Annotated in this window: 13 protein-coding genes; all 13 read right to left on the bottom strand. The window is 55.4% G+C overall.

Annotated elements, in window-relative coordinates; translation table 11 throughout:
• Positions 1–322: 322 nt before the first annotated feature.
• Positions 323–1066 carry a flagellar motor protein MotB gene (locus H5U08_RS01970; RefSeq protein ID WP_297029581.1) on the bottom strand — a complete coding sequence of 248 codons (744 nt, stop codon included), beginning with the start codon at positions 1064–1066 and terminating at the stop codon, positions 323–325.
• 41 nt (positions 1067–1107) lie between these two features.
• Positions 1108–1890 carry a MotA/TolQ/ExbB proton channel family protein gene (locus H5U08_RS01975; protein WP_297029583.1) on the bottom strand — a complete coding sequence of 261 codons (783 nt, stop codon included), beginning with the start codon at positions 1888–1890 and terminating at the stop codon, positions 1108–1110.
• A 2-nt stretch (positions 1891–1892) separates the two neighbouring features.
• A complete protein-coding gene (locus tag H5U08_RS01980; RefSeq protein ID WP_297029585.1) occupies positions 1893–2132 on the bottom strand; it encodes a flagellar FlbD family protein in 240 nt (79 codons plus the stop codon).
• 236 nt (positions 2133–2368) lie between these two features.
• The gene (locus H5U08_RS01985) at positions 2369–4819 is read right to left on the bottom strand and encodes a flagellar hook-basal body complex protein (RefSeq protein WP_297029587.1); all 2451 of its coding nucleotides are present in this window, start codon (positions 4817–4819) and stop codon (positions 2369–2371) included.
• 131 nt (positions 4820–4950) lie between these two features.
• Positions 4951–5385, bottom strand: coding sequence for a flagellar hook capping FlgD N-terminal domain-containing protein (locus H5U08_RS01990; protein ID WP_297029588.1), 435 nt, complete (start codon positions 5383–5385; stop codon positions 4951–4953).
• 59 nt (positions 5386–5444) lie between these two features.
• Positions 5445–7007, bottom strand: a complete 1563-nt coding sequence (locus tag H5U08_RS01995) for a flagellar hook-length control protein FliK (RefSeq protein WP_297029590.1) — start codon at positions 7005–7007, stop codon at positions 5445–5447.
• Positions 7008–7137: 130 nt separating this feature from the next.
• The gene (locus H5U08_RS02000) at positions 7138–7839 is read right to left on the bottom strand and encodes a hypothetical protein (RefSeq protein WP_297029591.1); all 702 of its coding nucleotides are present in this window, start codon (positions 7837–7839) and stop codon (positions 7138–7140) included.
• Positions 7824–8288: a flagellar export protein FliJ gene (gene fliJ / locus H5U08_RS02005; RefSeq protein ID WP_297029593.1), complete on the bottom strand. Its 465-nt coding sequence runs from the start codon at positions 8286–8288 to the stop codon at positions 7824–7826. Before fliJ ends, H5U08_RS02000 begins: the two co-directional genes overlap by 16 nt.
• 21 nt (positions 8289–8309) lie before the next feature.
• Positions 8310–9695, bottom strand: a complete 1386-nt coding sequence (locus H5U08_RS02010; protein WP_297029595.1) for a FliI/YscN family ATPase — start codon at positions 9693–9695, stop codon at positions 8310–8312.
• A 32-nt stretch (positions 9696–9727) separates the two neighbouring features.
• Positions 9728–10321, bottom strand: coding sequence for a FliH/SctL family protein (locus tag H5U08_RS02015; RefSeq protein WP_297029597.1), 594 nt, complete (start codon positions 10319–10321; stop codon positions 9728–9730).
• A 132-nt stretch (positions 10322–10453) separates the two neighbouring features.
• Positions 10454–11500: a FliG C-terminal domain-containing protein gene (locus H5U08_RS02020; RefSeq protein ID WP_297029599.1), complete on the bottom strand. Its 1047-nt coding sequence runs from the start codon at positions 11498–11500 to the stop codon at positions 10454–10456.
• A gap of 26 nt (positions 11501–11526) precedes the next feature.
• Entirely contained in the window at positions 11527–13170 is a 1644-nt protein-coding gene (locus H5U08_RS02025) for a hypothetical protein (RefSeq protein WP_297029601.1), read from the bottom strand.
• A 94-nt stretch (positions 13171–13264) separates the two neighbouring features.
• Positions 13265–13365: flagellar hook-basal body complex protein FliE (locus tag H5U08_RS02030; protein ID WP_297029603.1), on the bottom strand; the 101-nt coding region annotated here is incomplete at its 5' end.

Genomic DNA, 13365 nt, shown 5'->3' on the forward strand with positions numbered 1-13365 from the left:
ACCCCACGATGAAACCAGCCAGCTTGAGGCGAATCGCCCCGTGATGTCCGGCCTGACCAGCAGTTTGTTGATCATTTTGCTCCTTTTTTGCAGCATTTTCCGCGACGCCTGCCATAGAAAAGTCTCCCATCGTCAATGGCGAAAGACTCCACAAAACGAACAGAATTTGCTCGACGAGATGCCCTTCTCATCCCGCTGAAAGTCAACGGAGAAGACTGGGCTTCTTAATGAAACTATAGAATACAAATGGGCAGGGCGAGATGCGATGAGATGACAAGACAAGACGAACAACCAACAAGATGGCGCGAGTGCTCGAAAGAAATCACCCTCCCTTTGAGGGGAAAATGCTACCACCCGTCGTCAGCTCGTTGAGGAGTGCTATCTCCACCCGGGCATTCTGCTTCCGCTTCTCCGGGTCCGGATCGGTGTAGAGCGGTTCGTTGGCGGCGGCGACCGAGATCCGAATCCGTTCCGGTTCAATCCCCAGTTCCACGAGCTTTTCCATCACCCGAAGACACTCGGCATACGCCAAATCCCAATGGGTGTGAAAAGGAGATCCCGGCGGCAGCGGTCTGGCTGAGGTATGACCGCGGATCTCGATCTTTTGCGGTTTACCTGCCAGGGACTCGGCAATTTTTTTGAGCGACTCGTCGAATCCCGGAAGCGGTTGATCGGTCCCCTCCTCAAAGAACACGACCCCACCCGTCGTCGCTTCATCCCCCGGCCGGATCGACCGGACCTTCGCTTCCCGACCGCGAGGTCCTTTCACCTTGCTCGCCCCTTCCAGAGTCTTGGCCAGCTTTTCCCGGCCTTCACTCACCGATTTAAGAGGAGTGGCCACCGTCGGCTTGTAGTAGAGAGCCAGCTCATCGAGGGACACGTATTTTCCGAACCGTCGTCGCAGTGCTTCCGCGAGGGCTTCGAATTGGTCCTCCTTTTTCACCTCGCTCAAAGCCGCCAGCATGATGAAGAACGTCAGCAGGAGCGACATCATATCGCCGTAGGTGAGCACCCATTCCGGTGCCCCACCGCCTCCACCTGAGGACTCCTGCTTCAATCGTCCCATGCTGGCTACCTTCAGACTTCAATGGATCTGCCATGGCCAGATCATGCCGCCTTTTTCTGGTCCTGCTGTTTTCTGGCCTTGGGCGGCACGAATGTTCGGAGCTTCTGCTCGATAACCCGCGGGTTTTCCCCCGCTTGAATGGCCATAATTCCACGGACGACGATTTCCATGCGTATTTGTTCCTCGCGGGAAAGATGCCCGAGCTTTTCCGCCATGGGGAGGGCCACCACGTTGGCCACAATCGCCCCGTACAGCGTGGTCAGGAGGGCCACAGCCATTCCCGGTCCGATCGCGTTGGGATCACTCATATTCCCCAGCATGATGATCAGTCCGACTAGAGTTCCGATCATGCCAAAAGCCGGCGCGAATTTCCCGATCTGATCGAAGAGAAGCTTTCCAGTCTGGTGCCGTGCCGCCACAGCGTCCATTTCCGTGCGGAGAATATCCTCCATGACTTCCGGCCGGGTACCGTCCACAGCCATCTGTACCCCGAGCACGATAAACGGGTCAGAAATTTCCGGAAGACGATTCTCCAGCGCCAGAAGTCCGTCGCGACGCGCCGTCTCTGCGAGTGAGACAATCTGCTGGATCAGCGCCGAGACGTCATCACTTTTATTAAAAAAAACTTTTTTTATGACCCCACCGATTTTCAATACATCCCGCAACGGCATAGACGTGAGCAAGGCCGCGATGGCACCCCCCACCACCATCATAATAGAAGGATAGTCGATAAACGCCTTGGCGGAGGCACCAGGCGCTATCGCGATCGACACCACAATCAGCAGAAAACCTCCCAGAATTCCGATGACAGACGCAATATCCATATTCAGGACACCTCCTTCGCAGTGTCACCGGAATGACTATTCGCGGGCCTGTGCGGAGGAAGCCAGTATTTGGCCTGCTGATAAGCGACCGCGCGTCGCAGGACCTCATCCATCGATTCCCGTACGACCACGCGTTCGCCCGTCGTCAAGGTGATATATGTATCCGGACGTTCTTCGACATAGCAAATCAGATCGGCATTGAGAATAAATGGTTCGCCACTTAGTCGCGTTAAACGAATCATAACAAAATTCCATCCGGATTTACTCTTGTGATGGCGTTTCGGCACCCACCATCCCGACTCGTGGCCATCAGCCTGCGGACGACCGGCTCTGTGGTCTTCAGAAACCCTTTGAGCAGGCAACGTTCGATCGCTCTGCGTTCCATCTCTTCCAGGGATCAGTAAATGCCAGGAACGGCCGGGATCATGGGCGCGAGATCCCAGCCGCTCGACATACCATAGCTTACCTCCTGCCAAAATCAACGTCGCAGCGACAGCAATTCGTCAAGCATTTGCTGCGCGGTACTGATGACACGCGTGTTTCCCCGATACATGCTGGAGGCCAGAATCAGGTCGATCAGGCTTGCACCGATGTCCGTGTTGGAAAGTTCCACAGCCCCCGCCACCAGAGTTCCGATGCCCTGCTCGCCGGGGTTGCCCAGTACGGGAAGTCCCGAATTCACCCCTTCCGCATACAGGTTTTGACCCCGTTGAACCAGTCCGGCCGGGTTTGCAAAGCGTGCCAGGCGAATCTGCCCCAAATCTCGCGTCACGCCGTTGGAAAAGACCCCCCGGATCAGCCCGTCCTCGCCGATGATAAAGCTCGTCAGCACGCCGGGAGCCGACCCATCCTGGCGGGATACCATCAACGTGCTGTTTTTCGCCGCCAGGCCGGAAATTTTGCTGAAATCCAGCGCAAACTCCAGCGGTGATCGTGCCGACACGTGCCGCCGCTCGATAGAAATCTTGTTATTGGTCGCGGAGATAAAATTCCCCTCACCGTCAAAATAGATCAGACCGGTCCCTACGGAAATATCGGCCCCCGATATGGGATCGTTGTCCGGAGAATCGGCAAACCAACGATAGACTGTTTTGGTACTATCCCGGGCTTCTAACACTGCGGTTAATCGAACACGAATGGGTATTCCCAGCGAGTCATAGACGAGAAAGTCGGTCACCGCACTTTCTCCCACCGCCTGCTGGATGGTTGTCCAGGGGAGATTGACGGTCGTCGTCACGCCGTCCGGAAATCGCAACAGCATCCCCGACATTCCAATATCAATGGCATTGTCTTTTCCGTTATTTCCCGTAAGAATGATTCGTCCGTCCACGCTCACCAGCCCGCCTGGGCTCGTTTGCGGTTCGGCCGGAGGATCCGGCGGAGGCGACTTCGGGATTGGATTCGAGGGGTCATCGGTGGGCACCTGGATGCCCATCGCCTGCACCATGAAGTCGATGAGGTCCTGCACGGTTGTGGAGCTGGTAATCGTCAACTGTTTTTTATCAAGGGTTCGGCCACCTTTAATACCGGAAAACTCCAGAACTCCTTCTTGAAACACATGCTCGTAGGTTGAGCCGTCGCGTCGGAGAACGTCCACCAGCTTCGTGGAGGGTATAATCTTGGGCCCGTCCATGTCCAGAACGGGCTTTGTGAGCAACTCCGCGTCCGACATGGAGTCGGTCAACACCACGTTCGGATCGGTGACACCGTTGACAATCGCCACGAGATGATACTGAGTATCCGTTGGTGAATATCGATAAATATACCGATTGTTCCATTCGGCAGGATCACCCGTGGGGAGATTACTCAACACAACACGTCCGTTCAACACGTTGATAGGGTCGCTGATTGGGCCTGGTCGGCTGATTCGCCCGTCTTTCTCAAAGGCCACATAATAAGTAAAATTCCCACTTAAAAGAGTGGTGTCCATCACCGGACCGAGGGCCGCGTCGGCCTTTGTATCCAGATACGTGGCGGTCCCCATAGGAATCTCATCCACGTATTTGAAATCCGTATCACCCGCCGTGCGCCGGTAAATCCGGATATAGTCGTATTTCCCCGTTGGATCGGTCGGCAGATTGGTGAGCTCGAGAGCATCATCGCCCGCTCCCACGGTAGCCGAGATGATACTCGAGTACATCCCCTCGCTCATGGCCGGAGGCGGCTGGGGTGGTCCAGGAATATACTGCCCGTGCGCAAAAACAATTCGGTACTCGTACGTGGTTCCGGGGACCAGTCCGCCTCCGGCACTCTGGCTGTTCGGGATCACACTGCTCACATTCGGTTCCGGCGAATAACCAGGGGTCAGGCGGTCTTCCGGTCGGCTGTACCTCCCGTCTCCCAGGATGGGCGTTTGGATCCGCGACGCAGTGGTCGCGATATCGCCGGTTGGCGACAGGGTTCCCTCCAGATAAACATTCTCCGTCGCTTTCGCCACAGCCTCGGAACCGATTGGAATCGTGATCGGCTGGAGATCGGTTTCCTGAACCTGGAAATTCTCGTCGATCCCGTAGCCCAGCACACGATTGCCCGTAATCGTGACCAGTTGATTCTGCGAATTAAGCTTGAATATACCGTTGCGCGTATAGAGCCTTTCGTTCTGCTGACCTTCCACAATGAAGAAGCCATCGCCCTGAATGGCGATGTCGGTTGGATTGGAACTGACTTCGATCGTCCCCTGATTAAAGTTGGGGGTGATATCGGCCACCATTGTCCCCAGGCCGATCTGCCGCGGATTGGTGCCGCCGGAGTCCGCCGTCGGCATCGCACCCAGTGCCAGGGTCTGAAGAAACTGCGTCGCAAACGACGCCGACGACGCCTTGAACCCGACCGTGTTGGCATTGGCCAGGTTGTTGCCGACCACATCGATCGTTGTTTCGGCTGCCGTGAGGCCGGTTAAAGCGGTTGTCAAAGCAGACGCCAGACCCATAGCCGTGTCACCCTTCTCTATAAAGCCTGATTCCTGTCAGCGCGTTCAGTCCCTTCCCTCTGGCTTCCCATATCGGAAGGATCCTATCGAATATTTAAATGGTTTATCAGACGTACCATGGCCGAAGAAAATCAGTTTATATCCACGGTGTTCCCTTCCTGACTTACTTCCGTGACATTTTTTATGGGAACTTTGCTATCACCAACATAGAGAAACAGGTCCTGTCCTTCCATGGCCACCCTGTCTACTTTTCCCGATACAGAGTTTCCCTGTGCATCGAGCCCCTTGATCTGCTTTCCGATCAAAATTGCACCGCCCGTGATATTTTGTGCTTTGGCCAGTGATTCCAGCGTGCTCACCAGCCGCATGTTCGATTCAATTTCCCGAATCTGACTGACCTGCTGCAAAAGCTGAGCATTATCCATGGGATTCATGGGATCCTGATTTTGAAGCTCGGCAATCATCATGGCCAGGAACGCGTTTAAATCGAGATTTTTAAACGCGTCGGTGCCATTCGGATTCTGTGGTCCCACCTGGCCTTTAATTGTGGTCGGCGTCGTGATCATCAGTTCTATCCTGCTCTCCTATCGGGGACTATCATGAGTCCATTCACGGCCTGTTATTTTCAGGCGATAACATCAAAAAGACTATTAATCGGTCGCGCTCCTCGTGGTGAATGCTCCTGGTCGTCGGTGGTGCCCCTGGCCTGCCCGGTCCACCGCGTACCGGAAGGACGGGGAGTATGGGGGGACGCCGCGTGCTGCTGCCCCCCTCCTCCCGAGTTCGATTGCGACATCAGCGTCACGTCGAAGCGTTCAATTCTCACGCGGTGCTCGGCGAGCCTCTGCCGCAGATCGGGCAGATTTTCCATCAGTAAATCCCGGGCTGCCGACGATTCCGCTTCCAGCCGCGCAATGAGCGCTCCACCTTCTACGCGGAGCTCCACCCTGAGAGCACCCAGTTCCGGAGGATGGAGCCGCAACCGGAGTTCGCCGTCTCGCATGCGTGCAAGTCGCACGGCATGGAGGACGCGCTGAACCAACTCGACCCTGTCGTGCTGCGAGAGGTGCAGCGGTTCCCGCCCCGGGCTGGAACTCTGCTCCAGTGAGGGCGTTGACGCCGGGCGCCCTTTCATACGAGCGGTTTCGCCCGCTTCATTATTCCACGCTGTGACTCGTTCTCCCGCGTCCCTTGTTTCGCTCTCTTTGCGGACGTTTTTTTTCGTTTTAATCTCCTCTATCAATTTTGATTCAGGTCCGGAGACGGCCGGGAGCTTTCCTGCCCCCGCCGAATCCGCCTCCGCGGGAACCGTCCTCGTTTGCCCGGGATTTTGTCCGTGATCGAGACCGCTAGTTGAACGAGTTTTCTTATTCGCGCGGATTGTCGTTTCTCTGTCGGCATCGACAGTTTTCTCTGTTGAGTTAGTCACAATGAATTTATCTGGAAGGCTCAACGCCGATGCCGATTCTGACTCCTGTTTTTGATGGACGGTCTTTGGATTATTTTGTTCCAGGCCTGTGGATGACGCTCGGCTCGACGGTGGACTGACGTCCGTGATTTTCGGCCGTGTCTGCCCGGATCTTTGCGCCTTGCCGCCCTCGCCCAACAGCGCTGGCTCGGCGCGGTCCTCGCCCGCGCCTGCCGCTTCGACCACCTGGAAATCGCCCATCACACTATCAGTGGTCGCCTGAGGCACACTCGGGAGTTGCCCCACACATCCGCGACATTGTGGCTCAACAACTTCCTCTTCTCTATTTTCTTCCTCTGCCTCGGCTCCGATCTCCCCCTCCCTTTTTTCCCGTATTACTTTGTCGTTCCGCCGGCCTGAAGGTAGTCGATTTCCCTTTGTACTGCGTGTTTTCTCGCTCTGCCCGGAGACTGAGTCTTTTTTGGAAGCCCCACCTTTCTCTTCTCCCTGAGAGGTTGCCGGCTCTGACCGGCCCGTTCGCTCGGTGGAACCTCCATCAGTACGGGAAGGTTCTCTGGCTGTCTCCGCTTTGCTTGCCGCCGCTTCCCGACCGCCGTTTGATGTATTTTGCTCCGACTGTTTTACCGCTTGTTGATTGAGTACATCCTGAAATGAACTACCTGTTGGTTTTGCCCCCATCTCCGAACCGGCGTAATCGCGGGGACTTCCTCTTAGTCCCAAAACAGCCAGAATATCGGGGTTGTCGATTCCCGTTGCCATTGTTATGCTTTAACTACTGGTTAGACATGATGATACAAGGTTATTCAATAAATACACTCTTCCAGCGCTCGGCTGTTTTTCAATCAAATAGCCGCACCGTGCACCGGCGTCCAAATGTCGCGGTTACGTGTCAGGGTGTTCCTGTCGGCCCCGTACCTGCTACGGATGGTGACTGCTCAGGCGCTGTCACACTCTCGCCCAAAGCTCCGCCCTCCCGTAATCGCCGAAGGACCTCCGCAATCTGCTCCGCCTCTTGTGGTGTGCGAAACTCCCCGATGATGCGTGCTCTTTTGGAGTCGTTCATCCCCTGCAACAACCGCACCACGTCATCCAGCTCATTGCGACTCAACATTTCGGTAATCAATTCCTTGGCCTGCGCAGGCCGCAACGACTCCAGTGTCCGACGAACGGTCTCCAATCCGGCGTCTTCCGCTTCTTGCCGCGTTTGGGCGATCAGGGTTTCCAGTTTCTTCTCTTTTTCGGCAACGATCTTTTCTTTATAATCGACCCGTCGTTTGACATTCTCTATTTCGTCTTTATAGGTAATCAGCATTTTGTTTTTTAGTTCAATATCCCGGTACTCCAATGTCCTTTGCTGGAGAATCGCCTCGTAGGATGGTTCCTCCTGTGGTTCCGGGTTTTGTGACAGTTTTGCACTGGAGCCCTCGACAGCCTGTTGTTCACCGCGCATGGCGGCCAGCCCGCGGCGAACCTTTGCGGGAGTTAACCCCCACGCAAACCAAAGATGCCCTGCGATACACAGTGCACCAATGGCCATCGCCGCAAAGAAATAAAGGGCGGCCGACAATATTCCATCTAACATTCTGCCCATGCGTCACCTTCGACGGATGACTGTCGGTTGGCCAGCTCGTCCATCTGCTTCAATTCATTTTTCACCGCGTTTTTCCGAAACCGTTCGCGCTGCTTATCCCGCAAAAGCTCCAGCACTCGCAGTGCTCGATTCGCCTCCAGCAGTGCTGCACGTCGTCTTTCAATTTCCTCTCTTATCGCTTTTAATTGTCGAACAAGTTCGTCCTGCTGTGCCGCCAGGATCAGCTCATAGCGACGATATGCCAGCACCTGATCAACATCCAGAAGACCCGCACGCGTGGCAGCTCGCAGGTCTTCCTGAAGTCGCTTCTGCCGGGCATCAAGCAACTTTGCCTGTTCAAGCAGGATTTCCTCCGCGGAAATTGCCTGAAGCAGTTCCAGGCGTCGATTATCGCGTTCTCGTTCGCGAATTTTCAGGACACTTTCAAGGCGAAACTGAAATTGAGCCATACTCGTTTATGCTCTGAATATTCACGGACGTGGTGACACCGCTCCCACGGTCGGTCGTTCTATATCCCGGCGCTGGCTACCGGGTTGCTGGTCGGACTTCCAGTTTTCAATCTGTTCTGCCAGGTGCAGCAGTGCTCCACGGGCTTCCTCGTAGGTCGCCCGCTGGTTCACGTCCTGCCGCAAAAAGGCGTCGATGTTATCGCGAAATTGGATCGCCCGATCGACGCCCGGGTGGCTGCCGCGGCGATAAACGCCAAGTGTGATGACGTCTTCATGGTCACGATAGAGCCCCAACAGTTCCCGTATTCGCATGGCCGCGCGATTATGGGCCGGATCAACAATATCCGGCATAAGCCGACTGAGACTCTGTAAAACATCAATCGCTGGGAAATGCCCCCGACCGGCAAGACGCCGTGATAGTACTATATGCCCATCCAGTAAACCGCGCACGGAATCGGCGACGGGTTCGTCCAGATCGTCCCCCTCTACGAGAACCGTGTAAAACGCCGTGATCGTCCCGCGAGCACTCCGCCCGGCTCGCTCCACGAGCCTCGGCAACAAGGCAAAGACGCTGGGAGGATAACCCCGGGTCGTGGGAGGCTCGCCGGCGGCCAGTCCGATTTCACGCTGGGCCAGGGCAAAGCGTGTCAACGAATCTATAAGAAGAAGGACATCTTTACCCTGGTCGCGAAAATATTCGGCAATCGCCGAAGCTGTATATGCAGCCTGAACCCTTAAAATAGCGGGTTCAGCGCTGGTCGCCACAACGACGATACTCTTTTTTAGTCCTTCCTCCCCCAGATCGCGCTCAATAAAGTCGTTGACTTCCCTGCCCCGTTCGCCCACAAGCCCCACAACAATCACATCCGCCGCTGTATATCGGGCCATCATGCCGAGCAGGACACTCTTCCCCACTCCCGCCGCGGAGAAAATCCCAAGACGCTGGCCCTTCCCACACGTCAACAGCCCATCGATGGCTCTCACGCCTGTACTGAGCACTTCGTTGATCCTGGGCCGCTCGCATGGGTGAGGAGGCGCCTGCTCGTAAAGAACGCGGTCCCTTAAAAGAGGCGTCGGCTTACCATCAATGGGATGTCCCTGAGCATCGACCACCCGGCCGAGTAACTCTTCGCCAACCGGCAACCATCTCACTGTCCGGCATAGACGCACCGACGCTCCCCGGCGAATTCCTTCCTTATTCCCCAGCGGGAATAAAATTGTGGCATCGTTCTTGAATCCGATAACCTCGGCCATCACCTTTCGGCCATGGTCCACCTCAATTTCCGCGAGCGATCCCACCGGCACGGGAAAGCCCTGTGCGGTGATACTTACGCCCACGCTTTGTACCACCGTCCCCTGTATTTCCGCGGGTAGTATCTTATCTAAATATGTGACAATGTTATTCATGCCGATAGTGGTGTTTTCGCAATCCCGCTTGTTTATTTATGACCTGCCAGTTCCTCGACAATTCGTTTGGCTTGAACTTCCAGTTGTTCATCGATGACGCCAAACTGCGTTTCAACACGGCACCCGCCACGACTTATCGAGGCATCCGCCGTAATCTCTGCCTGCGCCACCGGAGCCAGTTCTCGAACCAGCCTCTCTATCTGCGGCTTCAGGGCTTCCCAATCGGCCGGATTCAATCGAATTCGCATCGTCGGTGATGCTGCGGCGAGCTGAATGGCCTCCCTCATCAGAGGCAGCATCACCTCCGGTGTCTTTTCCATCGTCTGGCGCGCCATTCGTGCCGCGATCGCCGCCGCCAGCGCCAGCAGATTACGTTCCCATTCGCGCAGTAAATCATGGCGTGCCTCGCTGATCTGATTGACCGCCGCTTTCAACGCAGGCATCAGGCTGGTCAGTTTTTTTTCAAGTTCCTGACGAATAATTTGCTCTGTATTTTGAAATCCCTTTCTCTTTCCTTCCTCTTCTGCTTTAACTTTGATCGTTTCGGCTTCCCGTTTCGCTTCGGTCACAATCTGCGTGGCCTGGCGGCGTACCTCGTCCAGATACCGCTTGGCCCGCTCGGCCATATCTTCGAAGTTAAACGGGGTTGCCCGAGCCGCCAGACTCGCGTTCTCAGCTTTAATCACCGTTGAACCGTGTTTCGTTGTCATATATTGGTCATCAAATGAGGGAGATCGTGGGTATTCTTTGCCGCAATATTATTCGACCATTCTCACAAAGTGGCCCACCTCCTCGTGCGAGGTATCACTCGTTTGTGCTGGTTGTGTCCTCCGTGCGGCAATGCCGACAGGCAGCCGGATTTTGCCGGTGATGGCAAGTCTGCAGGCCAAGTCTCCGAGTCTCTTTCGAGCTTCCTCCACATCGCGAAGCCGTACCGGCCCCAATTCAGCCAGTTGGGATCGAATCGCCTTCGCTTTCCATGGCGAAATCTCTTTCAGAACGCGTTCCAAAAGACCAAGCGGCGCCCCCCAAAGTGCCAGCACCGCAACCTCCGGCGGAGCCTGCTCGAATATCAATCCCAGAGACACATCGTCAAAACGAATAAACTGATTAAAATCGACAGGCGGCAGCGGTGCCAGTTGTTCGGCAACCTCAGGGGCAACCGTGTAGAGCGTCTGCAGTACCTGGTCGGCAATTCCACCTCTGCAGTGTTCGACCATACCGGTGATGGTCGTTAATCCCGCGACGCGGCGGCGCGATACACTACTGATTTGTGCCAACTTTTCCTGAAGCGCCTTGTCTATTTCGCGGAGAATGTCGGGATCGGTCTCTTCTAATTCCAGAAGGCAGCGCACGATCTCCACCTGTTTCTCCCGCGGAAACCGCACAAGGACCGCCCCGGCCTGAGCCGGAGCCAGGTGCGCAAGGACCAGGGCAATCGTGGGCGCACGTTCTCCGGCAAGGATGCTGGCGAGTTTATCCGCCTCGGCATCCTGGAGTATTCGAAAGGGCGTTTCCCCCGTCTTCGGTTCCTGGCTTGTGTTTGAAGAAACCGGCTTTTCCCGTTCCGGCGGCTTCTGCACCGTTAATTCCTGGATTGAGATTTTTGAATCGTCGGCCTGGTTGAGAAATTCCCGAATAACCTGCTCTCTTTCTTCGGTAGATATTCTCCCCAGTGCCATCCAGGTGTTCCGCACCTGCTGGGCATATTCAGGGGGCAGCCGCTCCAGTAGTCGGTCTGCCGCCTCCGGCTCCAAACAGTCAATAAAGATTGCGGCTTTACGAATACCTTTTGTGTTAATCATTGACATACTTTGCAGATGGTGATTCGCTACACGGGATTACCGATCCATGCTTTGAGGATGTTGGCGGCCGTTTCGGGATCTTCCGCAACAAGTTCGGCGACCTCTTCACGGAGTGACCGCGTGCCGGTAGCCGCCCGGCGTTTCGGTCGTGTTTCCGTCTCAGCTCCGCTGGATTCAGCCGTTTCCGCGGTTGCCGGTGTTTCAGGAATGACAATTGTGCTCCCCGGGACAGGCTGCGCCGGCTGTCGGACAGTGGAGCGCAGCACGATCAGGCTCACAAGCACCAGGGCCATCAATCCGAGCGTCGGCCAGTACTGGCGAACAAACTCCAGGGTCTGCTCGGTCATCGAAGGCTGGGGAGGAGGGCTCGAGGGCATGTCCACAAAGTCAGTCACGGTGACCAACTGCGTCGGATCGCTCACCCCCTCGACCGGTGGCAGAAGGGTCGCAATATGTGTCCGAATTTTATTGAGTTCTTCTGTTCTAATTTTGTCCAGGTCCTGTGCTGTGGGCCCTTGCTGGTTTGTATTATTAGAACTATTCTGCTGTTCCCATATTCGTCTAAAATAACTGGCAGGGATAGCGACTGAGACTGTCACGCGTTTCGGAAGCAGTCCCGCCGTTTCTTGCTGGATCACCGTCTGGCCCACCGAGTTGCGTTCTGTGCGCTGTGTCTCTTCCTCGGTCTCGCTGGGACTGGTGGACGCAGAGTTGAGTGATCGCGGTGTATTACCCTGGGCCACATAGCCGACGCGACCTCCGCCGTCCGAGGTTGCCTGGCGTGTTTTTGTCGTCTCCGTCACGTCAACAGCTATTGCTTTGGGGTCAAGTTTTACCTGCTCCTGACGCTGGTACTTTGTGGGGTCCAGCTCCACGTTGCAGCTCACAAGTACACCGGGTACGTATCCCAGAGCCGTTTTCACCTTTTCTGCAAAGTACTGTTCCCAGGAGCGCTTCAGGGCATACGTTCCTTCTGCTGCCTGCAGAGGCTGATCATCGAGGGCATAGTAATTTGCCCCTGTGTCCATATTGGTGACAACAACATCTTCCGGTTTCAGACCGCCTATACTTTTAGCCACATAGTAACGAATAGATCGAATAACCTGATCGGACAGCTCCTGCCCTCCGATGGGTTTAATCGCGACGGAGGCTGTGGTGACGGTCTCCCGCCGCAGGCCTCCCTGGTTGGTGCGAGAGAACATCACCACGGCATCCTGGACGCCGGCCATCTGACTGATGACGCGTGACAGTTCCTTTTGGAGGGCGATTTTCGTCCGTTCTTCTAATTTGTAACGCGGCTCAAAAGCAGAAGATTCCTTAATAGTTTTTTCGAGAATATCCAGATAGTTATAAGGAAGAGCATTACCCTCCGCCAGGGCGGCCATATATTTGTCCTGCTTGCCCTGCGGAACTCTGATGCGGGTGCCTTCAATCCGATAATCGTTGAGCCCTTTGGCGGCAAATGCCGCTTCCATTGCCGGCAGATCGTTCGGCGAGAAATGAGCCCCATTCATCAAGTAAACAGAGCCCCCGGTGTGCGAATAGGAGACGAGAAATCCCAGGCTGATGATCACGGCGGCAAAAAGCAGCGCCGTGGTCACCCGCATCCCCGGCGTCATGCCGAGGAAGAGATCCCGCAATTGCTGCCATGTCGTGTTCAGAAAGTCCATCCCTGGACACCTGATCTTGGAAAATGATGCAGCCTACTTCGCCTGCAACGCCGCCAAGTCTCCGGGGTTGTCGTTAACTCTACTGATGATATTATTAAACGCGAATATTCTGAATCTCCTGGTATGCCTGAATGAGTTTATTTCTGATCTGCATCATCAGTTTAAAAGCGATGTCGGCTTTCTGGACGGCCGTGA

Source organism: Thermogutta sp. (assembly GCF_014359955.1).
Lineage (GTDB): Bacteria > Planctomycetota > Planctomycetia > Pirellulales > Thermoguttaceae > Thermogutta.